Annotated in this window: 27 protein-coding genes; 10 read left to right on the top strand and 17 right to left on the bottom strand. The window is 45.0% G+C overall.

Annotated features, from left to right (window positions below; genetic code table 11):
* The first annotated feature begins 137 nt into the window (after positions 1 to 137).
* Positions 138 to 1,202 carry a DNA polymerase IV gene (gene dinB / locus VHA02S_RS00980; protein WP_029790427.1) on the top strand — a complete coding sequence of 355 codons (1,065 nt, stop codon included), beginning with the start codon at positions 138 to 140 and terminating at the stop codon, positions 1,200 to 1,202.
* Here the strand turns inward: dinB and VHA02S_RS00985 are convergent.
* A complete protein-coding gene (locus VHA02S_RS00985; protein WP_038898377.1) occupies positions 1,199 to 3,124 on the bottom strand; it encodes a RecQ family ATP-dependent DNA helicase in 1,926 nt (641 codons plus the stop codon). The genes dinB and VHA02S_RS00985 overlap by 4 nt on opposite strands.
* 76 nt (positions 3,125 to 3,200) lie before the next feature.
* Between VHA02S_RS00985 and VHA02S_RS00990 the strand changes: the two genes are divergently transcribed.
* Together VHA02S_RS00990 and VHA02S_RS00995 are read left to right on the top strand one after the other, a co-directional pair.
* Positions 3,201 to 3,680, top strand: a complete 480-nt coding sequence (locus VHA02S_RS00990; protein ID WP_005446230.1) for a GreA/GreB family elongation factor — start codon at positions 3,201 to 3,203, stop codon at positions 3,678 to 3,680.
* A gap of 60 nt (positions 3,681 to 3,740) precedes the next feature.
* Positions 3,741 to 4,484 carry a YggN family protein gene (locus tag VHA02S_RS00995; RefSeq protein WP_026000226.1) on the top strand — a complete coding sequence of 248 codons (744 nt, stop codon included), beginning with the start codon at positions 3,741 to 3,743 and terminating at the stop codon, positions 4,482 to 4,484.
* 77 nt (positions 4,485 to 4,561) lie between these two features.
* Here VHA02S_RS00995 and VHA02S_RS01000 read toward each other — a convergent pair whose 3' ends face one another.
* The gene (locus VHA02S_RS01000) at positions 4,562 to 7,102 is read right to left on the bottom strand and encodes an Ig-like domain-containing protein (RefSeq protein WP_038898378.1); all 2,541 of its coding nucleotides are present in this window, start codon (positions 7,100 to 7,102) and stop codon (positions 4,562 to 4,564) included.
* 370 nt (positions 7,103 to 7,472) lie between these two features.
* Here VHA02S_RS01000 and VHA02S_RS01005 point away from each other — a divergent pair, with 370 nt between their 5' ends.
* Positions 7,473 to 8,837: a sodium-dependent transporter gene (locus VHA02S_RS01005; RefSeq protein WP_005446225.1), complete on the top strand. Its 1,365-nt coding sequence runs from the start codon at positions 7,473 to 7,475 to the stop codon at positions 8,835 to 8,837.
* A gap of 93 nt (positions 8,838 to 8,930) precedes the next feature.
* On the opposite strand, the gene VHA02S_RS01010 is transcribed toward VHA02S_RS01005, so the two are convergent.
* The 5 genes from VHA02S_RS01010 to tsaA form a co-directional block, all read right to left on the bottom strand.
* Entirely contained in the window at positions 8,931 to 9,122 is a 192-nt protein-coding gene (locus VHA02S_RS01010; protein ID WP_005446222.1) for a DUF4250 domain-containing protein, read from the bottom strand.
* Positions 9,122 to 9,328, bottom strand: a complete 207-nt coding sequence (locus VHA02S_RS01015) for a YaeP family protein (RefSeq protein ID WP_005446221.1) — start codon at positions 9,326 to 9,328, stop codon at positions 9,122 to 9,124. The genes VHA02S_RS01010 and VHA02S_RS01015 overlap by 1 nt, the downstream gene beginning before the upstream one ends.
* A gap of 113 nt (positions 9,329 to 9,441) precedes the next feature.
* Entirely contained in the window at positions 9,442 to 10,110 is a 669-nt protein-coding gene (locus VHA02S_RS01020) for a tellurite resistance TerB family protein (protein WP_038898379.1), read from the bottom strand.
* A gap of 171 nt (positions 10,111 to 10,281) precedes the next feature.
* On the bottom strand, positions 10,282 to 11,997 hold the full coding sequence (locus VHA02S_RS01025) for a proline--tRNA ligase (protein ID WP_005446216.1): 1,716 nt from the start codon (positions 11,995 to 11,997) through the stop codon (positions 10,282 to 10,284).
* Positions 11,998 to 12,108: 111 nt separating this feature from the next.
* Positions 12,109 to 12,804, bottom strand: a complete 696-nt coding sequence (gene tsaA / locus VHA02S_RS01030) for a tRNA (N6-threonylcarbamoyladenosine(37)-N6)-methyltransferase TrmO (RefSeq protein WP_009698652.1) — start codon at positions 12,802 to 12,804, stop codon at positions 12,109 to 12,111.
* 122 nt (positions 12,805 to 12,926) lie between these two features.
* Here tsaA and VHA02S_RS01035 point away from each other — a divergent pair, with 122 nt between their 5' ends.
* From VHA02S_RS01035 to VHA02S_RS01040, 3 genes are all read left to right on the top strand, one after another.
* Positions 12,927 to 13,187, top strand: a complete 261-nt coding sequence (locus tag VHA02S_RS01035; RefSeq protein ID WP_005446212.1) for a type B 50S ribosomal protein L31 — start codon at positions 12,927 to 12,929, stop codon at positions 13,185 to 13,187.
* Between the two features lie 3 nt (positions 13,188 to 13,190).
* Positions 13,191 to 13,316: a type B 50S ribosomal protein L36 gene (gene ykgO, locus VHA02S_RS25155; protein WP_004744821.1), complete on the top strand. Its 126-nt coding sequence runs from the start codon at positions 13,191 to 13,193 to the stop codon at positions 13,314 to 13,316.
* Positions 13,317 to 13,544: 228 nt separating this feature from the next.
* On the top strand, positions 13,545 to 15,131 hold the full coding sequence (locus tag VHA02S_RS01040; protein ID WP_029790433.1) for an AbgT family transporter: 1,587 nt from the start codon (positions 13,545 to 13,547) through the stop codon (positions 15,129 to 15,131).
* 56 nt (positions 15,132 to 15,187) lie between these two features.
* On the opposite strand, the gene VHA02S_RS01045 is transcribed toward VHA02S_RS01040, so the two are convergent.
* From VHA02S_RS01045 to VHA02S_RS01080, 8 genes are all read right to left on the bottom strand, one after another.
* Positions 15,188 to 15,913, bottom strand: coding sequence for a MipA/OmpV family protein (locus VHA02S_RS01045; RefSeq protein ID WP_038898380.1), 726 nt, complete (start codon positions 15,911 to 15,913; stop codon positions 15,188 to 15,190).
* Between the two features lie 164 nt (positions 15,914 to 16,077).
* Entirely contained in the window at positions 16,078 to 17,190 is a 1,113-nt protein-coding gene (locus tag VHA02S_RS01050) for an ATP-grasp domain-containing protein (RefSeq protein ID WP_038898381.1), read from the bottom strand.
* A complete protein-coding gene (locus VHA02S_RS01055; RefSeq protein ID WP_029790436.1) occupies positions 17,178 to 18,446 on the bottom strand; it encodes a F390 synthetase-related protein in 1,269 nt (422 codons plus the stop codon). The genes VHA02S_RS01050 and VHA02S_RS01055 overlap by 13 nt, the downstream gene beginning before the upstream one ends.
* Positions 18,434 to 19,297 (bottom strand): MBL fold metallo-hydrolase, encoded by an 864-nt coding sequence (locus VHA02S_RS01060; protein ID WP_038898382.1) that lies wholly within the window; start codon positions 19,295 to 19,297, stop codon positions 18,434 to 18,436. Before VHA02S_RS01060 ends, VHA02S_RS01055 begins: the two co-directional genes overlap by 13 nt.
* Entirely contained in the window at positions 19,266 to 20,252 is a 987-nt protein-coding gene (locus VHA02S_RS01065; protein ID WP_026000229.1) for an NAD-dependent epimerase/dehydratase family protein, read from the bottom strand. The genes VHA02S_RS01060 and VHA02S_RS01065 overlap by 32 nt, the downstream gene beginning before the upstream one ends.
* On the bottom strand, positions 20,249 to 21,238 hold the full coding sequence (locus VHA02S_RS01070; protein WP_026000230.1) for a ketoacyl-ACP synthase III: 990 nt from the start codon (positions 21,236 to 21,238) through the stop codon (positions 20,249 to 20,251). The genes VHA02S_RS01065 and VHA02S_RS01070 overlap by 4 nt, the downstream gene beginning before the upstream one ends.
* Before the next feature lie 196 nt (positions 21,239 to 21,434).
* Positions 21,435 to 21,884, bottom strand: a complete 450-nt coding sequence (locus VHA02S_RS01075) for a YaiI/YqxD family protein (protein ID WP_005446198.1) — start codon at positions 21,882 to 21,884, stop codon at positions 21,435 to 21,437.
* The gene (locus VHA02S_RS01080) at positions 21,881 to 22,174 is read right to left on the bottom strand and encodes a hypothetical protein (RefSeq protein WP_005446195.1); all 294 of its coding nucleotides are present in this window, start codon (positions 22,172 to 22,174) and stop codon (positions 21,881 to 21,883) included. Before VHA02S_RS01080 ends, VHA02S_RS01075 begins: the two co-directional genes overlap by 4 nt.
* 906 nt (positions 22,175 to 23,080) lie before the next feature.
* Between VHA02S_RS01080 and VHA02S_RS01090 the strand changes: the two genes are divergently transcribed.
* A complete protein-coding gene (locus VHA02S_RS01090; protein WP_005446192.1) occupies positions 23,081 to 23,566 on the top strand; it encodes a GNAT family N-acetyltransferase in 486 nt (161 codons plus the stop codon).
* Here the strand turns inward: VHA02S_RS01090 and VHA02S_RS01095 are convergent.
* Both VHA02S_RS01095 and VHA02S_RS01100 read right to left on the bottom strand, forming a co-directional pair.
* Positions 23,526 to 23,825, bottom strand: a complete 300-nt coding sequence (locus tag VHA02S_RS01095) for a DUF3301 domain-containing protein (protein WP_005446190.1) — start codon at positions 23,823 to 23,825, stop codon at positions 23,526 to 23,528. The genes VHA02S_RS01090 and VHA02S_RS01095 overlap by 41 nt on opposite strands.
* Positions 23,826 to 23,838: 13 nt before the next feature.
* Positions 23,839 to 24,876 (bottom strand): DUF3549 family protein, encoded by a 1,038-nt coding sequence (locus tag VHA02S_RS01100; protein WP_005446188.1) that lies wholly within the window; start codon positions 24,874 to 24,876, stop codon positions 23,839 to 23,841.
* A gap of 76 nt (positions 24,877 to 24,952) precedes the next feature.
* On the opposite strand from VHA02S_RS01100, the gene VHA02S_RS01105 reads away from it, so the two are divergent.
* Both VHA02S_RS01105 and truC read left to right on the top strand, forming a co-directional pair.
* Positions 24,953 to 25,267, top strand: coding sequence for a YqcC family protein (locus VHA02S_RS01105; protein WP_038898390.1), 315 nt, complete (start codon positions 24,953 to 24,955; stop codon positions 25,265 to 25,267).
* Positions 25,268 to 25,272: 5 nt separating this feature from the next.
* Complete coding sequence (truC, locus tag VHA02S_RS01110; RefSeq protein ID WP_005446186.1) at positions 25,273 to 26,040, top strand: tRNA pseudouridine(65) synthase TruC; 768 nt, start codon at positions 25,273 to 25,275, stop codon at positions 26,038 to 26,040.
* Positions 26,041 to 26,095 lie beyond the last annotated feature (55 nt).

A 26,095-nucleotide genomic window follows, 5' to 3' on the forward strand; every position in this document is an offset into this window, starting at 1 on the left:
ATAGAAGTCAATAATAATGAAATGTCACTTTAATGCCATGAAAAATTGTTGCTACCTGACTCCAGATAACACTATTTCCAATACGTGTATTTACAGCTATACTGTTTTTTTAAACAGTGTTTATTTGTGTGCGGAACGTGATTGAGCGAGTCAGAAAAATAATTCACGTTGATATGGATTGCTTTTATGCAGCGGTCGAGATGCGTGACAACCCCAGTTATCGTGGTATTGCGCTTGCCGTTGGCGGTCATGAGAAACAACGCGGCGTGATCAGCACCTGTAACTATGAAGCGCGTAAATTCGGTGTGCGCAGTGCGATGCCAACAGCCAGAGCGCTTCAACTTTGCCCCCATTTGCTCGTCGTCCCGGGACGAATGCACGTATACAAACAAGTATCCCAACAGATCCGTACCATTTTCGAGCGATACACGCCACTTATCGAGCCACTATCACTTGATGAGGCGTATCTTGATGTGACTGACTCGACTGCTTGTCGGGGTTCTGCAACCTTAATCGCAGAATCGATCCGCAATGATATCTGGAATGAGCTTGGACTTACTGCATCGGCAGGTATTGCACCGATTAAGTTTCTTGCCAAAGTGGCTTCAGACATGAATAAACCCAATGGACAATTTGTTATTCCGCCAGAAAAGGTTCAAGAAGTCGTAGACAAACTGCCGTTAGAAAAGATTCCAGGAGTTGGTAAAGTGAGCTTGGAGAAGCTACATCAAGCGGGCTTTTACCTATGTGAGGATATCAAAAACAGCGACTATCGTGAGCTGCTACGTCAATTTGGACGCCAAGGTGCTTCGCTTTGGAAACGTAGTCATGGCATCGACGATCGTGAAGTGGTGGTTGAGCGTGAACGTAAGTCGGTTGGGGTCGAGCGCACCTTTAGCGAAAACATTGTGACTTACGATGAATGCTGGCAGGTGATTGAAGACAAGCTCTACCCTGAACTAGAGAAACGTTTGGAAAAAGCCAGTCCAGATAAGTCTATTATCAAACAGGGTATTAAACTCAAATTTGCCGATTTTCAACTCACGACAATTGAGCACATCCACCCTCAGTTAGAGCTCGATGACTTTAAAGAACTGTTAAGAGATATACTCAAGCGCCAAAATGGTCGAGAGATACGCTTATTAGGCTTAAGTGTGATGCTCAAGCCTGAGCAACAAGCGCGTCAATTGAGTTTCTTCTAAGCTCGCGCTAATTCAACCTGCTTTAGTACTTGCTCAAAAGAAACATTTGCCATTGACCCATAACCGCGTAACTTGCTCGCTTTCAGTTGCGTGATAATTGGTGTGCTAATTCCACATAAGAAGCGTGCGACAGCTGCATTGCTAATCGCCGTTGGTGAAAGCTGGACAAATTCATCAACCCAAGTGGATAGGTGTGCCAATTCAGGTTGTGTTTGTTGTGGTTGAGGAAAAGATGCGACTTGTCCACGACACACTGAACAGTGACCACATTGAGTTGGAGCATCGTGATCGGCAAAGTACTGCGCCAGTTGGTGACTTAAACAGTCTGACGATTGGAACAGACTCAACATAGTATGAATTCGTTCAATGTCCTTGTGTTCTTTGGATTGGAACAACTCAATTAAATGCTGAGAGATAGCTTCTTGGCTTTGAGTGGTAGGGAGAGCCGAGTAAACATCCGTAAGCTGTTTGCTTTCTAATTCAATCCAGCCATTTTGGTGGAAGTAATCTAGCGCCGCAACCACACGGCTGCGCTCAGACTGATAGTTCATCCATAATGCTTCTAAATCCACTTGGCACCATACTTTGGCTTTGGTTGAACAAGCAAAAATGGCTTCAACAAACTGACGTCTCTCGCCTTGGAACTGATTGAGGATGAAACTTTGTTCTTGTAAAAACTTGAAGCGATATTCTGCGAAATAACTGTATTTGGCTTCAATTACTTTTGCTAGCTCTAGGTAAACTAATAAGGTTTTTAGCGGAAGTTGGCGAATGTTGCTGTCGCGAGACAATCGCAACGCCATCACCTCCCACTGCGGAGTGTTCTCGCGAATTTGCTCCAGTACATAATTGATTGAGCTTGGCTCTGGCGTGTCACCGTAAACAAAGTTCTCTAATACCGTTAAGCCGGAGGTATTGCCCAAAAGAATACACTCCGAACGCTGTCCATCACGTCCGGCGCGCCCAATTTCTTGTGCGTAGTTTTCGATAGATTTTGGTAAATCGAAGTGAATAACACGGCGAATATCAGATTTATCTACCCCCATCCCAAATGCGATTGTTGCGACAATGCAGTCGATTTGCGAGTCCATAAACTGTTGTTGAATTTTCTCACGAATGTCGCTCTTCATACCCGCATGATAAGCGTGAGCATTGATGCCTAAACGGATAAGAGAGCTGGCAACTTGCTCAGCGGTCTGTTGCTGAGTGACATACACGATGCTCGGTAGTTTAGGTGTTGCAGCAATGATGTCATTCAGTTGCGTTTGCTTATTTTCTTCGTCGCAAGGCACCACAGAAATATCGAGATTAGGACGATAGAAGCCAGTAACCGTAATGTCCTCACCAGTGATATTAAACTTGTTTTGCATGTCCTCGATAACCGCTGGCGTTGCCGTTGCGGTTAGCAAGAGCGTTTGAGGGATATTCAGTTCACGTTGGTATTGTGGCAGTTTAAGGTAGTCAGGACGGAAGTTATGACCCCATTCCGAGATACAGTGTGCTTCATCGACCACCATCAAAGAGAGCGGAATCTGACGAATGAATTCACGAAAACGTTCGTTCTTGAGCCGCTCTACCGAAATCATCAAAATCTTAATCTGCCCATTCTTCACGCCAGCCATAACTTGCTGCGCTTCTTCTCGGCTTTGGCTACTGTCGATAGATGCCGCAGCTATGCCTTTACTTTGCAGGAAACCGAGCTGATCTTTCATCAGAGCAAGAAGTGGTGAAATCACCAGTGTTAGGTGTGGTAACTGGGTTGCAGGAAGTTGGTAGCAAAGTGATTTCCCCGAACCAGTCGGAAAGATGGCTGCTGCCGAGTGTCCGTTCATCACTGCTTCAATCACTGGCTGTTGACCGGGTCTTAATGAGTCAAATCCGAACACAGATTGAAGCGTTTGCTGAAGCGAGGCACTTTGCATAATAGGGAAACCTTGGTTTGATGATAAACTGGGTTACATTAACACACCCTGAGTGCCTAACGCGCGCCCTAAAAGTATGAACAAAGCTGATTTAGTCCAAATAATCATTCAACAACTTGAAGATAAATTGCACGTTGCTCACGCCTCGACACAAAGAGCCATTGACGCCGCGACCGATGAAGAAACAGTGCCAGAGCACAAGTACGACACCCTAGCACTTGAAGCTTCGTATCTGGCGCACGGGCAAGCGATGCGTGTGCAAGAAAGTGAAGAAGAGCTTCGTCAGTACCGTGCTCTTGTCCTACGTGACTTTGTCGATGCTCGTATCGCGGTTGGTGCTTATGTGGAATTAGTCGACGAGAACGATGTTGAAAAAACCTTTTTTATCGGTCCTTGCTCTGGTGGACTGACTGTTAAATGGCAAGGCAAAGAGGTATTTGTACTTACTCCAAAATCTCCCCTTGGTCGTGCTTTGATTGGCAGAGAAGAAGGGGAAGAGATTGATGTGAAAATTGGTGATAAAACAAATTGTTATGAAGTCGTGACGATTTGCTGACATCGTATCCATAGTTGGTTGTTATAGTTAAGCGGAATAATCATGAAAAAAGAGAAAGTAATGAAGAAACTGCTCACACTCTCATTGTTGACCATCAGCGCCAGTGGCTATGCAGCCCAGTGTCGCGTCGATATTAACAACGAAGTTCGTATGGATGGTCAGAACTTAGAAATCGTACATACCAATGGTGAAAAAGCGGTTGTCGACGAAGACAATAACCTGTTCATTAAAGGCGAACTGATTGAGCTTGATGATGATCAGAAAGCGGCAATCGAGAATTACCGCGAGAAGATGAATGCTTATATTCCCCAAGCAAAACAACTGGCAAGTGATGGCTTAGCATTAGCGAACGACATTATTGATGACATTGCGGTCAGTCTTGATGCGCCAGACTCGTTTGATAATGTTAAAGTCGCGATAAAAGACTTCTTCGCAGATGTGGAAGCGCGTTACTACAAAGATGGTGATTTTATTCTGCCTGCTGACAGCTTTGAGTCGATGACAGAATCGTGGTCAAAGGACTTCGAGAAGGCACAAGAAATTTTCAACAAAGAATTCCTAGCCAGCGCTTTTGATGCGTTGTCTGCCAAGATGAAAGAAGATGGTGGTTTGAATTTAACTGCACTGTCTGAAAGCATGACAGAACTGCAAGCTAAGGTACAAGAACGCCTAGCAGAGCACTCGAAAGACGTAGAGAAACAAGCGGAAGATTTGTGTGAATCACTGGATGATATGGCTGGTGAAGAACAGGATCTGCTGAAGAAAATTCCAGAGCTAAAAGACTATCAAGTCTTCACGATTTAATTTGCGAAGCAGAAACAACAAAGAGCGCCTATTATCGGCGCTCTTTTTACATGGGTACTATTCAGTATCTATTCGAGTTATTCAGCATTCATTTGAGTTAACTTGTCTCCCACTGGTTTTGAGAAGTTAAAGCCATCGTGCTCATCCCAATTGATTGACCATGTCATCACACCAGCGTAGTTCGGGTAGTTGAACGCTGGTTTCACTGTGCCACATGAAGTGCCCTTGGTTAAGCAATCTAACGCATCAAGGATGTTCTGTGTTGGTGCTTGACCAGAGTTAGCTGAGCTCGGTCCCGATGGCAAGCCAATCGCGACTTGGTCATCACGCAGTGGCTCAAACATGGTGCCATCTGCTAATTCAAAGCCCTCCATCAACATCTTAGATTGCGCCACCATCATATCCACTGAGCCTTCTGGTGCCGATCCTGGTAAGTAAGGGTTTGGCAAACCACCATTGTTGTACAACTGTACGTGTAGTAGGTCGAGCGTGCTGCGCGTCTCATTGATCACTGGAATGTATGCGCCCCAGATGCCGCTGTAAGCCACATAGCCACCTTGCACGTAAGGGTGTTCTGGTGCCATGGTGAGGTACATATCGCCGCCCATGTTCTGTTCAATTTGCAACAAAGCTCGACCTAAACGCGCTTGGATTTGCGAACCATGCAGTAGGTTAGAACCACTTTCTAGATCCACATCCAAACCATCGAAGCCCCATTCGGCAATCAGTGCGGTCAGGCTCGATACAAAGTTTGCTTCATCTTGGTCGGTGTTCAGTGTAATCGTACCTTCAGCGCCACCAAGAGATAGAACAAACTTCTTACCTTTGGCTTGCAATGCAGCCATGTCTTGTTTGAACTGGGTTGGATCTAATGCAGGACAATCACTATAGATGTCTCCAGAGTACAAGTTGAAATGTACGGTACCATCGCTGTTGCGGTCATTTTCTGCAAAGGCAATATCAATCACATCCCATGCATCAGACATATCAGCTAAGCGGATAGGGCAGCCTGCGCCGTTCACGAAGTTGTGCCAGTAACCAATCAACTTGTGGCGTTTCTCGGTTTTCTCGACCACGGTAATTGAAGCGGCATCAGAGAGTGCTGTTGTGCCTGAAAGGTCAGTGGCTTGAGCGCTTACTGTAAAGTTGCCTATCGCGGCTGGCGTCCAGTTCGTCGAGTAAGGTGCTGTCGTGTCTGTTGCGACAATTGTTCCGTTCACCATAAAGTCGACGTGTTTAACGCCAGAGGTTAATGAGGTTGCATCCGCGCTTAGGACGAGATTTTTACCTAAACCTACGGTTTGACCTGCACTCGGTGACGTCAATGAAATCACCAAGTCTTGGTCACTCACTGTCACGTTAACAACAGACTCGGAAATATTATTATCGTTGTCTGTTGCAACGGCTTTAAGTTGATTTGTGCCAACTAGCGTTGCATTCCATAAAACGGAATATGGCGCTTGAGCGACCACGCCTAAGCTGGTGCTATTAGCAAAGAACTCAACTTGACTCACGTTACCATCTGCATCACTGGCATCTGCTGAGATCTCAACATTGCTACCAGCAAGTAAGACTTGACCTTCACTTGGTGCGGTAATAGCAACTTGAGGCGGCGTTGAGCAGGCTCCTAAGCCAGTCCACGCATCTTGCCAGTACAAACCTTCACCCGGTTCATAAGCCCAGGCTGCATCAGAAGAACACCAACCTGCAACATCACAGCGGTATTTCTGGTTGAGGTTAGAGACTAGTGTACCGACTTCATAGCGGTTACCGGCAACATAAGGCAAGGCGTCTGCACAACCACCAGAGTTGGAGTCACTCACGACGAGTGAGACTTCTTGACTCATGGTCGATAGGTTTGAATCGTCGGTTGCTTGCGCTTTAAAGGTATGAGTTCCAACTGCTGCAGTCCAGACGTATTCGTACGGTGCAGTGGTATCGACGGCAACCGATTGGTTGTTTATGAAGAACTCAACTTGGGTGACTAAACCATCGCTGTCTGCTGTATCGGCGGTTACCGAAATAGTGTCACCTACACTTGGTGTTTCTGTGCCTGTTGGGTTCGTTAGAGAAACGACTGGCGGTGGTAGTTCGGTTTGTGGTTGAACGAAGATAGACACATTGGTTGTGGTTACGGCACCTTCATTGTCGGTTGCGATCGCCGTTAACTGAGAGACCCCCTCCAATGCTGTCCAGTCAGCTTGAAACGGGGATTGGGTTACAATAGCTACGGTTTGGTTCCCGGCAAGAAATTCAACTTGAGCGACTTGACCATCTTCATCTGCGGCATTGGCTAATAAGGTGATCACGCTGCCTTCTGGGATTTGCGCATTATTCGCGGGAGAAGAGAAGGACACCGTAGGAGGTAGGTTTGTACTGCCACCATCACATTGACCAAGACCTTTCCAAGCCTCCCATGGACCTGAATTGTTTACCGGATCATTACCTTGTGTCCAGTACGCCGCTTCATACGCAGCCCCTTTGGTTTGCACTTGTTCACCGGAGTTATAAACCGTTGTGTTATCCCATACAGGTAAAGTTTGGCAATTGTAGGCTTGAGCTTGATAGCTAACACTAAGGGTCGCTATCACTGCACCATGCAGTAGAGTGAACTTCATTTTTCTCTCCTTGAGTTACTCGATGTTCGCAAGAACATGAACAGATATAGTTAGATAACTAGTTGATAAATAGACCTCAGGAGAGAAAATCGAAGCGTTATGTTTCACTTTTCAACACGAAATCACGCTGAACTATTCATGCTTTACAAACCGACTCATTATTTTTCGGCTCACTTCACGCTGATTTATAAATTCATCAAAAGGACAAAAACGGATACGTGGTGAATATGAGATGTACGTGGAAATTTACAAACTGAATGTCTGCTAATTGATCCGATTGTCGAGTAATTAACCTAATCACTCTTGTTGAGTAGACGATATTGCTATAGTGTACTAGTCAGCTAGTTCATTGATATTTTGTGTGAGTGGTATGACACAACAAACTTCTTCTCAGCCTCGTGAGCATTTTGGCTCTCGCCTTGGATTCATTTTAGCGGCAGCTGGTGCTGCGGTGGGTCTAGGTAACATTTGGGGTTTTCCTACTCAAGCAGCAAGTAACGGTGGTGGTGCCTTCTTGTTGGTTTACTTGGTGATGATTCTTATCGTTGCATTTCCAATGCTGGTGGTTGAAATGGCGATCGGTCGTCATGGTCAAGCCAACCCAGTTGATAGTATGCGCTCTCTAACAGGCAACCCAATAGGCAAAAAGCTTGGTGGTCTTGTTGGTTGGATTGGTCTGAGTGTGCCAAGTGCTGTTTTGGCATTCTACTCGATTGTTGGCGGCTGGTTGATTTGCTTTATGTTGGGGGCTATTACCGACATTATGGGCATGGAGGCAGCAACACAATGGTTGAAAGGCTTCAGTGTTGAGCGCAATTTGTTTGGTACGATTACATTTTATGTATTAACCATTTTGATCGTACAAGGCGGCGTGAAGCAAGGCATTGAGAAATGGTCTACACGACTAATGCCTGCACTGTTTGTTCTATTTGGTCTGCTGTTCATCTACATCATGACGCAAAACGGTGCGATGGAAGGTTTGAAGCATTACCTAGTGCCTGACTTCGAGAAAGTATGGGATCGCAAGCTTATTCTTGCAGCAATGGGACAAGGTTTCTTCTCTCTGACCATTGGTGGCTGCTCGATGCTTATTTACGGCTCTTACTTAAGCAAGAAAGAGAACCTACCGAAGATGGCAATGAACGTAACCATGGTAGACACCGCAGTTGCCTTTATTGCGGGTCTAGTGGTGATGCCTGCGATGTTCGTTGCGATGCAAAAAGGCGTTCAAATCTACGCAGAAGATGGTTCGCTATTGAGTTCTGATACGCTGGTATTTACTGTTCTGCCATTGATGTTTGATAGCTTAGGTTTGCTTGGTCAACTGTTCTCAATCGTCTTCTTCTTACTACTGACGATTGCGGCACTGACATCATCTATCTCGATGCTTGAATGCCCAGTGGCATTGGTGGGTGAGCGATTTAACACCAAACGTAGCACGACGAGTTGGGTTTTAGGTGGTCTGATTGCGCTATTTAGTGTGGTTATCGTATTTAACTTTGGTGCTCTGTTTGGCATGGTTGCGACTATCGCAACGCAATACTTACAGCCTATGGCGGCGTTATTGTTCTGTTTATTTGGTGGTTGGGTATGGAACCGTCACTCGAAGATTAAAGAACTTGAGCAAGGCTGCCCGGAGTTCACTCAAGGTTGGTTCGGTAAGCTGTGGCCGGCATACGTGAAGTTTGTTTGTCCGATTCTGGTCGCGACAGTTATCTGGGCTTCGTTCGGCTAATCAGCTTACGCAAAGCACAAAAGAAAAGGGCTTGATGAATGCATCAAGCCCTTTTTTCTATTCGTTGCTTACGTTGTCCGTATTGGTTAGCGATTAACGGAACTGGCCAGCGTCAGGCAGAAAGTCAAAACCCGCCGTAGCTAGTTTTGCTTCAAGTGCTGTTCGGTCGATATCAAAGAATGCAACCAACTTATCCAGATCACCACCAAAGTCATCACGCAGCTTCATGTTGACGATGCTCATCAGCATGATTGGATCCATGGATTCGAAGTTCGCTAGATTCATTACTTATCCTCGAAATCAGAGATCAGTAGGTTTGCTGCAGCAAATGCTGCTTTATCACGAACGTCTTTTGGTAAAGACTCGTCAGCAGCAACATCATTTAGTGCTCTTACTGCACATGAGATTGCTTGAGGAACGTAAGCTTGGTCGCCACTACCAATTTGAGCGTAAAGCTCACGAACCAAATCACAACAGCCGTATACTTGCATGGCTAAATCCTTAATAAATGATAACTGCTCTCAAATATACACATAGCCGTTTTGAAACTCAAAGCAGAGAATTGTTTTGGCTCAAATTCACAGACAACTTGAGCAAACATTCATCACTGTAATTGTGCTTCCAATTGAAGTGTGACTTCTGGAGAAAGATTGAGCTGCCTCGCAAGCTCTTGTAAGTAGGCTTTTTCCATAAAGTTTTGTTCATCTGCCACAATCAATGACGCGAGATAAATTTCTGATGCTTGTTGCGGTGATGTTGCCAAGCGCGCAATTTCTGCAGGATCAAGAGGCTTGTGAAGTTCTCGATGAACCAGTTGTCTTACGTGTTCGTCCGCGCCCATTTCTGTCAGGGCTTGTTCGATACGAGCCATTTCTTGTTCATCGACATGACCATCAGCTTTGGCTGCACCAATCATGGCTTTAAGGATCAGTTTCGCGTGTTTGTTGTCATCAGGATCGAAGGTTTCGTTGACGCCTTGCGTATCCTGCTTCGCTTGCCAATCGTTGTAGACTTTGTAAGCCAGAGCACCTAACGCCGCTGCGCCACCGACTTTTAGAGCTCCAGTGCCCACTTTCTTCGCCATCTTTTTGCTTTTCTTAGAGCCCATTAGCATGCCGATAAGACCGCCACCAATTGCGCCCGCACCAAGTGTTTTCAGTTGGTTAGAGCTCGATGAAGATTTGATATTGTTAGTTTGTTTACCAAGAGCATCGGCGCCTTGCTTGAGTAGGTCTGATTTGAGCGCTTGGTTAAGAAGACTTTTTAGATCCATGAGTGACCTCCTTACTAGATTAAATCCAGTGTAAGGTGATGAATCTGAACCAAAGATTAACAACGCAAATATCAGAGAGGGTCTATACCCATAAAAACAGACATAAAAAAGGGCTGACCGAAGCCAACCCTTTTCATCGCTATGTATTCAGTACAATGTGCTTAGTGCAGCTTATTGAAGTTGAGCTTTAACGTGCTCAACGATGTCTGCCATTGCAACTGCGGTTTTCTCACCAGTGCGGCGGTTCTTATACTCGAAGTTGCCTTCTTTCATTGAACGATCGCCGATCACGATAGTGTGAGGAATACCGATAAGTTCCATATCAGAGAACATTACGCCTGGGCGCTCTTTACGGTCATCGAATAGTACTTCGATACCCATAGCCGTCAGTTCAGCGTATAGCTTCTCAGCCGCTTCTTTCACTTCTTCAGACTTGTGCATGTTCATAGGAACGATAGCTACTTGGAAAGGCGCTAGTGCGTCTGGCCAAATGATGCCGTATTTGTCGTGGTTTTGCTCAATTGCAGAAGCAACAACACGTGAAACACCGATACCGTAACAACCCATCTCTAGGATTACGTTTTTACCGTCAGGACCAAGAACACCACAGTTCATTGCTTCTGAATAAACATTACCTAGTTGGAAGATGTGACCAACTTCGATACCACGCTTAAGCATTAGCGTACCTTGACCACATGGGCTTGGATCGCCTTCTACTACGTTACGCAGATCTTCAACTTGACCTAGTTCAACGTCACGACCCCAGTTGATACCGAAGTAGTGTTTGCCGTCGATGTTTGCACCCGCGCCGAAGTCGCTCATTACAGCAACAGAGCGGTCAACGATGAATGGCAGCTTAAGACCTACAGGGCCTAGAGAACCAGCGCCAGCACCGATAAGTGCACGCATTTCCTCTTCTGATGCCATCTCTAGTGGAGAAGCAACTTGAGGTAGGTTTTCTGCTTTCACTTCGTTTAGCTCGTGGTCACCACGAACGATAAGAGCGATGATGTCAGCATCAACTTCGTCAGACGCTTTCACGAATAGAGTTTTAACCGTCTTCTCGATTGGTAGACCGTGCTGCTCTACAAGTTCCGCGATTGTTTTTGCGTTTGGTGTATCAACCAGTGTCATCTCTTGAGTTGGCTCTGCGCGATCACCCGCAGGCGCTGCTGCTTCTGCTTTTTCAATGTTCGCTGCGTAATCAGACTCAGTAGAGAATGCGATTAGGTCTTCGCCGCTTTCAGCAAGTACGTGGAACTCTTGAGAGCCGCTACCACCGATAGCGCCAGAGTCAGCAAGTACTGGACGGTACTCAAGACCCATGCGATCGAATGCTTTACAGTAAGCATCGTGCATCGCTTGGTAAGATTTCTCTAGACCTTCTTTGTCGATGTCGAAGCTGTATGCATCCATCATGCAGAATTCACGTGCACGCATTACGCCGAAACGTGGGCGACGCTCATCACGGAATTTAGTCTGGATTTGGTACAGGTTTAGCGGAAGCTGTTTGTAAGAGCTCACTTCGTTACGCACAAGGCTAGTGATCACTTCTTCAGCTGTAGGGCTAAGAACAAACGGACGAGTATGACGGTCAGTAAAGCGAAGTAGCTCAGGACCCATCTTCTCAGAACGACCTGTCTCTTCCCATAGTTCAAACGGCTGAACAACGGGCATCAAAGTTTCGACTGCACCTGCATTGTCGATTTCTTGACGAACGATGTTTTCGACTTTACGCAGCACACGTAGACCAGTAGGCAGCCAGGTGTAAAGACCTGAAGCCAGCTTACGGATCATACCCGCGCGTAGCATGAGCTGGTGGCTCACTACTTCTGCGTCGTTTGGAGTCTCCTTCAGAGTAGAAAGAAGATAATTACTGGTACGCATTAAATTTATCCGTTTATTAAAGTTAGATACTCAAGCCAGAATGGGCAGGAGTATGAAGGTCCCACGAGGGGAAAATTGTTAGCCGCCTATAATATCAGCCAAATGCCTTTGTCAAAAGCTTTCAATCGCAGTAACTGTTATTAAGTTATCGCTAACCGTGAACTTGACGTTTAAATCGAACAAATTTACCGCATATTCCTTGCTGTCAGGCTTGTTTTTCTTGTAAGCCGGACGAGGATCTTGTGCCAGAACTTGCTCGAGAACTGTTTTCACATAACCAGTATCGTTACGCTTTTCGAGTGTTTCCAGTGCAATGGAAGAGAAGTCTACCTGAGATGTTTCAGGCTCTTCTTCTGCGTAACCACCCTGTGCTTCTGTAATCGAATCCGAGTAAGGGATATATGGCTTAATATCGATAATTGGTGTGCCATCGACTAGGTCTACGTTACCAAGATCTAAATAGATCTGGTCGCCTTTCTTACTGATACCTTTGACCTCCACTGCGGACATGCCGATACCGTTGGGTCTGAAGGTAGAACGTGAAGCAAACACGCCAATACGTTCGTTTCCGCCCAAACGAGGGGGACGTACCGTCGGCTTCCATCCTGCTTCTAAATTCTGATCAAACAAAAACAGTAACCATACGTGAGAAAATTGCTCTAATCCACGCACGGCTTCGGGGCTATTTGCCGCACCTTGTAGTTTAACGCGCGAGCGTGCTGCGGGTACCAAACGAGGCTGGCGAGGAACGGCGAATTTCTCTTTATAAGGGCTTTCGATAATGCCAATCGGCTCAATGGAATACATGAGTAGGATCTTTAACTGGGGTTTAAGGAGCAAAGTATCACAAATTTTGCTTGCTTTTCTTGTTGAGAATGATTATTAATTAAAATGTTATAACATAACAGTTAATCAAAAGGACAAGTTATATGAAACCAGGTATCCATCCTGAATATCGACCTGTGGTATTTCATGATACTAGCGTAGATGAATATTTTGTTGTGGGTTCAACGTTGCAAACCGACCGAACTATTGAATGGAAAGATGGCAAAACTTACCCATATTTCACACTCGATGTATCGTCTGCGTCTCATCCGTTCTATACCGGGAAGCAACGTGTAGTACAAGCAGAAGGTCGTATTGCGAACTTCAATCGTCGTTTTGGGCAATTTGGCAAAGATAAGGATTAAGAGATGAAAGTCGTTAAGTCATTAAAGAGTGCAAAAAACCGCCATCCTGATTGTCAAATCGTCAAAAGAAGAGGGCGTTTATACGTGATTTGCAAAACGAATCCACGTTTTAAGGCGGTGCAGAAATAACCATAAATATGGTGGTAATTTATGGAATGTGATGAGTTATAATTCTGATTTATGATCTATATGTGGGTGATATAACTATATTTTTATCGATTATAGGTCATAAGTTCGACTATTGGTTACATTCTGTAACGTTTTGAACTTTCACTTAACCCTTGTGTCGAGTACCCTGCGCAAGCTTTGTGACATTTTTGTCACAAACGCGCAGGAATAAATACAAGGAGGGAACAGATGAGTTCATCTGCTTCAATGAAACAAAACTCGCCAAAGAAGCCACTATTTACGCGCTTCTTAGATACAGTTGAATATTTGGGGAACCTATTACCCCACCCAATCACACTTTTCGCCATTTTCTGTCTCGCAATCCTAGTTATGTCCGGCATTGCTGGTTACTTTGAAGTTTCCGTTGTTGACCCTCGCCCTGAAGGTGCTCCGGGTCGCGCTGCAGATGGCATGATCCAAGTTGTAAGTTTGCTAAATGCTGAAGGTTTACAACTGATTGTAACTAACCTAGTGAAAAACTTCGTAGGCTTCGCACCGTTAGGTACCGTACTGGTTGCGATGCTTGGTGTTGCCATTGCAGAACATTCTGGCCTACTTTCTGCTGCAATGCGCGGTCTTGTCATGGGCGCATCTCAGCGCATGGTTACAGTAACGGTTGTTTTCGCTGGTATCATTTCAAACACGGCTTCTGAGCTTGGCTACGTGGTACTGATTCCACTAGCGGCGATGCTGTTCCACTCTTTAGGTCGTCATCCACTTGCTGGTCTAGCCGCTGCGTTTGCTGGTGTATCTGGCGGCTATTCTGCCAACCTACTTATCGGTACGGTTGACCCTCTGTTGTCTGGTATTACTGAAACAGCAGCGCAGATGATTGACCCAACTTACACCGTTGGTCCAGAAGTAAACTGGTACTTCATGTTTGTTTCTACCTTCTTCATCGCGATTACAGGCGCATTTGTAACTGAAAAAATCGTTGAGCCAAAACTTGGCAAATACAATGATGAAGAAGCGGCAGAAGACCTATCTCAAGATAAAATGGGTGGTTTGACTGACGTAGAGAAGAAAGGTCTTAAGCTGGCGGGTATCGCAGTACTGGTCGTTTCTGCACTACTGGCATGGACTATTGTTCCGGCTGATGGTGTTCTGCGTTCTGATGCAGGTACGGTTGCGGGCTCTCCATTCCTAAAGAGTATTGTTGCGTTTATCTTTGTTTTCTTTGCAGTACCAGGCTTTGTTTATGGTCGCGTTGTAGGCACTATGAAGAATGATCGCGATGTGATTGATGCAATGTCGAAGTCAATGTCTTCAATGGGTATGTACATTGTTTTGGTATTCTTCGCCGCTCAATTTGTTGCTTTCTTCAAGTGGACAAACTTCGGTCAGGTATTTGCGGTTGCGGGCGCAAGCTTCCTGCAGGAAATTGGTCTAACTGGTCCAATGTTGTTCTTCGCCTTCATCCTAATGTGTGGCTTCATCAACTTGATGATTGGTTCGGCATCAGCACAGTGGGCAGTAACAGCGCCAATCTTCGTACCTATGTTGATGCTGGTGGGCTACGCACCTGAAACTATTCAAGCGGCTTACCGTATTGGTGACTCAACAACGAACATCATTACACCGATGATGAGCTACTTCGGTCTTATCCTCGCGGTAGCCACACGCTACATGAAGAACTTAGGTATCGGTACGTTGATTGCTACCATGCTACCTTACTCAATTGTCTTCATTGTTGGCTGGAGCATTCTATTCTATCTATGGGTATTCGTATTCGGTCTACCAGTAGGTCCAGGTGCGGCAACGTACTACACGCCTTAACTAGAAGCTTCACTCAGCTCAATCAAAGCCTGCGTTTATCGCAGGCTTTTGTCTACTTATAGCCCTGCAAAACGATACGTTAGCCCGACTTCCAATGACCAACCGACATCACGCTGAATCAAAGGACTCTCACTATCATGATGAATGAATTCAGCCTTTGTAATGCCTATCCAAGATGGTGTGAACTCATACAAACCAATAACTCCGGCTTGATAAACAAAAGTAGAATCGGCCTTAAATTCTTTTAGTCCTGATGCTGCCGCTTCTTGTGCTGAAACACTGTACAGATGGTTAGAGAGTTTTTTATCTCGGTAATCGACTTCTAGAAAGGGGGTGAGGGTAAACGGCGGTAACCAAGTTTCTAGCGTCCGACCGAGATGCAGTTGAACTTCGTAGCCATTATGTTCTGAGGTGACATCATGCAGATAAGTCAATCTCGCGCCAACAGTGCCTAAAGTAATACCAAGCTCACCATTCCCATCACGATCGTCAATACCGTTTGGCAGATCGGCAAACGTATCGGAGACTTCCGCGAAACGCCAGTTTGCTGATAGCCCCACATAAGGTAACGCTTGCCAGTTTGCTAAGCTACCATCGACAAAACCGATAGGACCGGAATAGAACAAGTTAGGGGTGGCACCAAACTGAGGTTTGTCTTTGACGGAAAAGACGTTTTCGCCATAGGTAACGCTGCCTCCCACAATGCCAAAAGATTCTTGATTGGCAAGTGAAGTGGCAGAGACAAAAAGTAATGATAGGGGAAGGACGATCCGTGCATTCATAAATAAAACTCCTTTCTTGTTATAACTACAGAGAACGGAGTTTTCGGATTTATATTTCATTGGTGAATTATTACAACGGAGAAGTAGGCGTCGCTTTACGTTTGATAAGGAGCTAACTGGCGAGACCATTTCCTCACTTGATAACCTGTTTTGATGGAAAGGCATTATGAAGGCAATTCTTCACCATTCCACTCTATATCAACAGTTGAAGCCGCAGCCAATTTCACTTTGTTCTTCCTTGCTAATTGAAGCAGTTCAAAAACGCTCAACATTTGGCTCCTGATCGGTAAGTTGTGTTGCTGCATTACGTTGACGCCAGATAGCCAATCCCGCCAAGTATTTGTTTTAAAGAGAGATAATAAGCCTTGTGCGATAAGCGAAACCGCACCTAGATGGTGTAACTGCGGTTTTGTAGGAAAAGAGAACGCAAGTTCGGGAAACAATTGAATACATTGCGGTGAGAGCAGGTGTAAACCACTAGTGGCTCTTGGGTTGCACTCGATTATATATAGCTCATTGTTTGTCTGGATAAAATCGAATGAAACTTGACCATGGTAGCGATGCCGGTGTCCAAAAGCAGTCATAAATGCATCTAATCGATCATCAAATACTGGTTGAAATGCACTAGCGGCAGAGCCATTTACGCAGTTTTTGGGTAAATAAGCTTGGTGCGCTCTCATTTGACCATGTTCAAAAATCGCGTAGTTGCAAATAGGTGCTCCGTGGATTTTTTCTTGTTGTACCCAAGGGTGTTGAGTCGACATCGTGAGAGTGGAAATAGACTGACGGGTAATATCTCGTATCACTTCACCGCCGAATCGAGAGTAAACCGGTTTGAGTACTGAGCCAGCATCAATCTCAATGTCATATTTATCGGTAACCAAACGAGTTTTAGGTAGGGAAATCTCGGGTAAATCTCGAAGTTGGTCAAAGACGGTAAACTTGTTGTGCAGTAAGCGCAGTAATGTCGAATTGGGTAGAAAAAAATGGACTCTCGGACACTGTTGGGCGATGTGTGCCAAATAGTACACTTCTTCACAAGTCGGTATCACCATATCAATGCGCTGCTGAGTTAGTAAATTGAGGATCTGTTGCTGGTAAGTAGGAAACGAAAATCGAGGTGAAGCCGTTTTTACGTAATGCTCAATGCCTCGTAAAAACGCCCCCAGAGGTTGTGCTAATGAATCAGTGAGAACGACATCGTGTCCATGGTTCATACACATTGCTGCCCACTCTAATGCGACGGGAGCTCGGGCGCCAGTGATTAAAATCCGCATGTATTCACCACTCGTCGTTGTTTGTTCATCGGAGTCCAAATCGGAGCGGGGCGATAATTGAATGTGACTGGATCAAGCTTTAGTTGATCAAACAGTTTTACTAGGGCTCGATAAATGCTCGGGTGGTGGTAAACATCCGCCTCGATTTGAATAGCCTGCGCTCCGGTTTGGGTGATTCGGTAATCGACACGATCCTGAATTTCTAAAGTGATGGATCGGTAAATAAGATCAGGCAGCACCGACACTGGTACTTGGCTTGCGTTCAATGTTAGGCAGTCGCCACATCGCCCGGCAATGGCTCCGAGTGGTTCAAATACGCCGTCGTCCTGTTTGCTCTCAATGATATCGTCAAGCTGGTAGCGAATAATTGGCTGAGTTTTGCGACGAAAATCAGTGATTATAGGGCTGTAATGAGTGCGTTCAGCGTTTAGCCAATGTTTTTCAATATAGACAATATCTTGATTCCATCGCATTTGTCCTTGTTGGTCCGTGCACGCAAGAAAACCTTCAGTACATTGATAGACTTCATGCAATTCACTATCGAATTTTTGAGAAATATAGTGACGGTCGCTCTCGGTTAGCACCTCTGCTCCAGAAATGATCCGCTTTGGCTGGATCGCTGGCTGACCAAATTGACCACTGAATTGAGCACAGAGTTGAAGGGCTTGAGCGCTACCAACCAAAAGCGTGGGTTGAAACTCATCTAGTTCCTTTATCCACTCTTGGTAAGGTTTGTTTAAATCAGCATAAAAGAATGTAACGGGACCTTTTGCTACGGATTTATACAACGGGCTGTTGGCTCGCAGGGCAAGAGCAATTCGATGTTTTCCCCACAAGCCGGGTAAGAGGCGACCTAAAATGTTGCCTGCCCAGAGTTGCGTTTCTTGTTTATCCGCGAGGAACAATCCACGCATACCAGAGGTGCCCGAAGACAATCCAACAGTTACATTGCCAACTTTTGAAGCTGCGAAATTACGTGATTGTTCTGCCTCTAACGCCTGTTGCATTAATGAGTTTGCATCCAAACCCTTTGTGTTTAACTCAGAAAGATTTTCCATCATGGTTTGCTTATTCATGATTGGGAAATCACAGAGTGACGCTCCTTGAAATGAATGATAATAAGGAGAATGACGACACACCCAATCCAGATGTTGTGTTATCTGTTTTTGTTGCCACTTTTCAACATGTGTTCTTGAGCTAAAAGGGCGGTAACGTGTACGCCAAAACTCAGAGAGAAAAGTTCTCACACTATCCATCCTTCTGTAATTAACTGTTGGATTGTCGCTTGGCAATGAGAAGGCACAAAGCGCACAAAGTGATGGGTATTCTGGTAGCAATTTCTCAACTCAGCGAGTGTTTGTTTGTAAGCTTGGGTATCATCGCAAAGCATGTTCGCGAGCCAATGTTGATCGATGTTTTCACTCAAGCTCTCGATTAACCAACAGGCATCTGCTAATAAGAACAGCCAACCTTGCTCTCTCTTTGCTAAAAGCCCTACTTGACCAGCTGCATGCCCGGGTAAACTCACCATATAAACTAAGCCGTCGTTGAACATATCTTTACAAAGCAGATCAACGCCTTGGCAATGGGGAAGGATTTCACCAATTGGTATGGAAAAATCACGGTGCATGACCAAGTTGGATTCGAGTTGTTGAGGGAGTAGCGCTTTTAGGTATCCTTTTCTTACGCCTCCCACTCGACCACTCTTAGTTAGGGCGTCCACTCCTTTTTGTTGGCAATGTAGTTGAGAGTGCGCAAACTCAGACACGGCAGCGATGTGATCGGCATGGAAATGAGAAAGAACCAAATGTTCAATCTCATGAGGTCCGATTTTCTCTTTTGCTAACTGAGCCACAATTCCGTGCTCTTTTTGATAGTGACATGGGGTTGTCCAAGCATAAAAGCGTTCAGGGAAGGGGCGAGTGGCACGAAAAAAATGCTCGTGATACCCCGTGTCAAACAGAATGTTACCTTGAGTTGGGTGTTGAATTAACGCGACAGCCGCTGGAAACGATCTTGGTTTTAACCCAGAGCCGGGCTTGACGACAAAACCAGGGTGTACGCAGTGCCCAGCCTCAAAGATTTTTATTTTTAGACCAGTCTGCATACTGTTGGATTCCTTCTTGAACTGAAAAAAGTGGTTGGTAATTCAGCTTTTGTTGCGCCTTACTGATATCTAGAGTTTGGTGATAGTTAAATAGCCCTGCGCTGTATGAAGTGAGCTTTGGCTCCGGTTGGTGTGGTAAGCGCATCCGTATTTGCTCACTGAGTTTTAATAACGGCAACACAAAGCGGTATGGGAGTGATGTTAATTTAACGTTTATGTCCAATGCTTCACATAAAGCTCTTAGCACGGTCTCAATCGGCATTGGCTCATTATTGGATATATTGAAGATGTCACCATGTTGAAGTTGTTCCGCTTGAGTACAAGCAAGCATGGCAGCATGGGCAACATTATCGACATAAGTCAGATCAACAACTGGATTTCGCCCGGATGGCAGAAATAGTGTGTCGTTTTTTATCGCTTTAAGTACCCTTGGGATAATCGCGCGATCGTTCGGACCGAAAATACCACGAGGTCTTAAAATGATCGTTTTGCTGTGCCCTTGTATGGCTTCAAGTTCAGATAAGTATTTAGTGTGCGCGTAATCATTACACCAACGCGAAGCAATATCGTCTGTTTCTCGGATGTTCCACCTGTCTTTGTGGTCAAAATAGACGCTGGTGGAGGAGATATGGATAAAACGTGGTACCTGATGTGCATTCGCCGCGCAGATAAGGTTTTTTGTGGCATCTACATTGGATTGATAAAATGCTTCCCACTTACCCCAAGGGCTTGAGAGTGCAGCGCAATGGATGATCCCATCCATACCTTGGCATACTTCATGAACCGCTGATTTATCCTCTAAATTGATTAAATGCGGTGTGACATTGAATTGGTCTGTGAGTTGTTTTGCGATGACAGTATTTCGCGCAGTAAAGTGCAGTTCATGTTGCTGGTGAAACATTCGTAGAATCGCACTACCCAGCATACCACTGCCACCTGTGACTAATATTCTCATAATTTAAGTACGCCCATCCCCAACGAGAGCCCAGCAGCAGTGCCCGCCAATAACACATGTTTCCCTTGTGTGCCTGGTTGGTTGCGTAGCCAGTGCAAATTTATCGGCAGTGACGCAGCGACTTGGTTACCCAAAGTAGAAAAGTGATTAACGGTTTTCTCTTTTGGTAAACCGACAAGTGAGGGTAACTTCTTTAAACCGTGAGCACTCGCTTGGTGTGGAAGAAAGTAGTCAATATCGCGAAGAGTGACTGGAGAGGAGCTAAAGCCTTTTTCAAGAAACGCTGGCAAAGTTTTGCGCACATGCTTAAACAGTGCTTTGCCTTCCATCTCAAATTGGCAGTTTTTCAAATAGGCTTGATGCTCTGAAGTATGCGGGTTGATATGACTGCCTCCCCCCTTAATTTGACAGAATGAATACCCAGCGTGATGCGTTTCAAAGTGGCTTGTGATCAGCCCTTCATTCTCTGTTTGCTCTAGTAAAAACGCTGCTGCACCATCGGCAAATAAGGTCGCAACTTCAGGTTTGAGTGTGAAGCTGCGATTCAGTGTGATGCCCGTAGCGAGCTCACTGGTGACAATAATAATACGTTGGTAGCGTTTTGCTATGAAAAGGTTCTGAGCAAGATTGAGAGCTGAGAGAAAAGACAAACAGGTACTGTTTAAATCAAAACTTTCTAGCGATGTCGGTGCGTCTAATGCAGCTAAAACTGCTGAAGCATCATAAGGTAAAGCCTGATGATGTGTGCCACTGGCATAAATAAGGAGGTCAACAGAACTTAGCGAGTGTGTGTTGCCGAGACATTGCATTATCGCTTGCATTGCCATATATACAGCGGTTTCTTTCGTGCTGGCTACATGACGATATTCAACATCAAATTTGTTTCGACAAGTCCCTGAGGGTAATTTTAGGAAGCGATCCATCTCCCGATCTGACCATTGATTGACTGGCAGATAGCTTCCACTGGAAAGGATATTAAAGCCCATTATTTTCTACAAAGTTATTAAAAACGCCGTTCAAAATAATTTAAGTTGCATATTGGGTCTATATCGAAAAGGTTAAAAAAATAAGTGAGACAATGCGAATGGGAGCGATAACACGCTTTGTTTGCAAGACTGAGTACAAAATATTCACTAATGAGCCAGGTGTTGATCAACTGGCTCAATTTAAAAGGTGAGAGTTTTACTTCTTAAATTTGGCTAAAATACGATCCAAATGGTTAGCAAACTCTCTGCGTTCAGTTTGAGACAGAGCCGCAGGACCGCCTGTTTGAATACCGCTTGAGCGCATGGTGTCCATGAAATCACGAATGTTCAAACGCGCTTTGATGGTGTCTTTAGTATATAACTCGCCTCGTGAACTTAATGCTTGAGCTCCTTTGCTGATCACTTCGTCTGCCAATGGAATATCAGAGGTAATCACCAAGTCATTGGCTTCTACACGACGAACGATTTCATTGTCGGCAATATCAAAGCCCGCTGGTACTTGCAGAGAGTGAATATTGGCACGCTTGGGTACTGGCACTACATGGTTTGCCACAAATGTACATTCAACACCAGTACGTTCAGCCGCGCGTACGATTGTTTCGCGAATAACTTTCGGACAGGCATCCGCATCTACCCATAATTTCATGACGTTTTCTCACTCAATTTCGCTTCGAGTTCTTCAACGCGAGCAGTCAATTTGGCTACTGTCTCTTCAAGTGCAGCAATGCGATTCTCTTCTTTTGGTTTTTGGACCGCGACTTCAACTTTCGGAATGCGGTTTGCGCTCTTCCAACTTTTAATAGTCGCAATCAGTGCTGGCATAGGCACAGGTGTTTTCATGCGAGCTTTTACCAGAGCCACAGTGGGTTCTTTACCCTGCTGTTGCAGTTGCTCCATCACGGCTTCCAGCTCTTTAGTGACGTCTTGAGTTAACATAATTTATCCATACTAAAATGACTTCTATCATCATACTTTGCACGGTCGATTTTAGCGAATAGCAATTTCGGCAGAGCCTTGTGCGAGATCTCTCACAGTGGTTGTGAGAGAAAACGATTTCGTCATCAGTTAAATAGAAAATATTTAAGCTAAGCTATTGAAAAGTTTGGTTTTAACATGTTTTTAACCAAGTTTTTTGCCAAAAGATTTTCTAGGGTAGATTGTGATTTGAAGGGAAAAGCGTAAATTAAACCTTGTCGGCAGGAAGCAGACATGGAACAGGAAAGCACCAAGGATTTGGTTATCGTCAGGAAGACGATTTGGTTATTCAGGATGAATGATCAAGCAAGGAGCGTAGGACATTGTAAGGACACAATCATCAATAGGATGTTGATGACTAAGGATAGACAATGGACCCCTCATAGGATTGAGGTAGGGACAGCATCAGGATGATGCAAGGGACACCGCTCAAGGAACAAGTGATGTGCGCTAACGGGGAATGTTAGCTATCAGGATGATAAGGACACCGCTAGGACGGCGACGTAAGGACTAAGCTGACGGAATCAGCCACTATTATGGATGATGCATGGAGCACTAATTAGTAGCCGGACTGCTGCGAGTAAGACTATGACCCCGATACGCTTGTGTCGGGGTCTTTCTTATTTAAGCCCTTTTATATTTTGGGATGATTGAAAGTGGCAATATCACATTATTTATAAATTCCTCATAACACTGAATAAAAAACAATCCAGATCAATATCCTTTCCAATCAGTTGGTTTAACTTTCGGCTTCTCAAAAAGGCGTTATGTGCCGCATAACATGTTCAAAGCTATTGAACTTTTGTTATGTGGATAAATTAAGTTTGCTGTAATCAAGGAACAGATGTGACCATAGTAACCAGAAGAATGCTTCTTCTACCCTACAATGAGTCGTTGCAACTAGAGTTCGTGATGTTGAATTGCTGTGCTAAAAATCGCGCAGAGATGAATGGACCTCATACGGTGTCTTCTGCCAAACAACTGTTTGAGAAGATTCTGGATGATGAGAATGTCCACAGTATGGCGGTGCTTGAAAGTACCAGCCGTGATTATATGGGACACGTGTTCATTTCAAACCTAGATCATGAACCTGAGCTAGGGTTTATCTTTGATAAAGCTTATTGGGGTAAAGGGTTAGCGACAGAAGCGCTAAAGGCGTTTTTCCCGAAAGCATGCCGTGAGCTTGGGCTACACAAAGTCAAAGCAAATGTGAATAGCCATCACAAAGCATCCATGGCAGTACTGGAAAAACTAGGATTTATAAAGACGAGAGAGAGCAAGGACCTTTACGGCCCTTACTTTGAAATGGAATTTACAAGCGATGTGGCGGTAGGTGAAAGTTCAGCGGCCTAAACCCGATCATCGTCAATTCACCTTGGTAGCAATCATCACCAAGAGATGAAAACTCAAATTGATACACTGTATGCCAACGCCAGATTCCGTCTGGCGTTTTCAGTTTATGGGCACCAAAAGCGATGCTTACCAGTTGAAGATCTAACTGCTCACATTTACGCGTAATCGCCGCTTTTGCCAACTCTGATTGACGTCGTTGTTGCCAAAACAAAAAGCAGAAAAAGCACAGTCCTAAAATGGCCAATAGGTCACCGATCATCCCTAATCCTTCATTATCCCTTTGTTGCTTGCTGCAGTTTCACCAATGCAGTCGCTAGCTCTTCCGATGGGCTAGAGTGCAGCAAAGGCAGCAATACCATTCTTAGCTCTGGCAGCATAACTAAATCGGCAAATAGCTGATTAAATAAAGCCTGATTACCAGTTTGTGCGAGGCGCAATAAAAATTGTTCAGCAATGCTAGCATCAGCCAGTAGGTGCCACGTACGACCTGCAATACCGATTAGTACTTCTTGGTGGCTTAAGCGTGGGCTTTGTAAAATTGCCTTCAAGATTGGCAAGGAAATCTCGGTTGGTGCGCCTGCTAGAGAGCGGATTAAAGCTGAGAGTAAGAACAGATCGGGCTCGTTACTTTCGATCTCTTGCTGCGCTTTCTCTGCAATGCGCTTAGCCAAACGTTCTTGCAAATCAACATGCTCTAACGCACCAAGTAGGGCGTATAGCGGTTCATTGGGTAAGTAGTTAAGGGCTTTACGCAAAGTCACGGCATTTTGTTCTTTACCCAGACGAGCCGCCATATCAGTAATACCTTGCAGACCAACTGTTTGCCAGTTTTCCCAGCCTAAACCGCCCGTAAAGTAGTGCTGAGTATGCTCGTAGTATTGGCTGGTGGGTAAGTCCAAGTTTGCGCGAACTTGGCTATGGAAGACTGCCATCTTTTCTTCTGCGGGTTTGAAGGTGTATGGGTTGTTAGAGAGCTTTTGTTGCTGCTCTTCTGTCATTTCTTCACTTAGGCGAGTACCCATCGCTTCTACGACGTATTTAATGAAGTTGCCGATATCCGCTTGCTTTAGCAGACCTCGCTCATCCAGCTCGAACTTTAAGAACCAAATCCAAGGTTGCTTTTGCTCATTCCAGTATGCGATCGCCAAGTGTGCTTTTCGCTGCATTGGGAATGGGTATGGGCATTGACCTTTTTCCACGTCAGCAAATACTTGTGGCTCGATGGTCTTGATACGACGACCAAGGTCGAAGATTTGATACTCACACTGACTGTTGCTTAGCAACTGAGTGAGGGTTTGAATGTTTTCCATTAAATACGACATCCTAATGTTCTTTTCACAAGAAATGGTATCATTCTTGGCTAATTCAAGGTTCGAGACGGAATTAATGGCAACAAACATCCAATTGGTCGACTTACTTCAACAACTTGAGGCACAACTGCAGCATCATGAGTTGTGGCAACAAACTATGCCCTCTGCAGAAGCGCTACAGAGTACAGAACCTTTCGCGATTGACACGCTGCATCCACATGAGTGGTTACAATGGATCTTTATTGCCCGTATGCGTGCGTTAGTTGAAGATAATCAATCTTTACCTCGAGGCTTTTCTATCGAGCCGTATTTTGCAGAAGTATGGAAACAAGAGCCGCATTACGCCGAGCTACTGGTAACCATTCGAACCATCGACGAACTATGTAAGTAACCTCAATGTCAGAACAAGAAACATCACCATCGGTTGAGCCAGTGGTACTAGAGATCGTTTATCAGGACGAGTATTTTGTCGCGGTTAATAAACCTGCGGGTATGTTGGTACACCGAAGTTGGTTGGATAAGCACGAAACTCAGTTCGTGATGCAAACATTGCGCGATCAAATTGGTCAGCATGTTTTTCCATTGCACCGGTTGGACCGCCCAACTTCAGGTGTACTGGTTTTTGCTTTATCCAGTGAAGTCGCATCGCAAGTGATGCCTATGTTTGCTGAGCATAAAATGGAGAAAACCTATCATGCAATTGTTCGAGGCTGGATTGAAGAAGAAGGTGTTCTTGATTACGCCTTGAAAGTTGAGCTGGATAAGATCGCTGATAAGTTCGCTTCACAAGAGAAAGAAGCGCAAGACGCCGTAACGGCATACAAACCGTTAGCGAAAGTGGAAGTGCCATACTCTACGGGTAAGTTTCCAACTACACGCTACTGTTTGATGGAGATGAAGCCAAAGACAGGGCGTAAGCATCAATTGCGTCGCCACATGGCGCACCTGCGTCATCCAATTGTTGGGGATACGACGCATGGTGACGGTAAACACAACAAACTTTATCGCACGGAATTTGATTCCCATCGCTTATTGTTGCATGCATCAGCGCTGCGCTTTGTGCATCCGTTCACTGATGAAGAAATCGTGATGAAAGCCAATATCGATGAGACTTGGCAGCAGTTGTTTGCTCGATTTGCATGGGATGAATCGTTGGTAAGATAAACGGCTATCTTTATTAAGTCGAAAGATAGGAGGGGTGGTATATACCCAAGTAACC

Source organism: Vibrio harveyi NBRC 15634 = ATCC 14126 = KCTC 12724 (genome assembly GCF_001591145.1).
GTDB classification, from domain to species: domain Bacteria; phylum Pseudomonadota; class Gammaproteobacteria; order Enterobacterales; family Vibrionaceae; genus Vibrio; species Vibrio harveyi.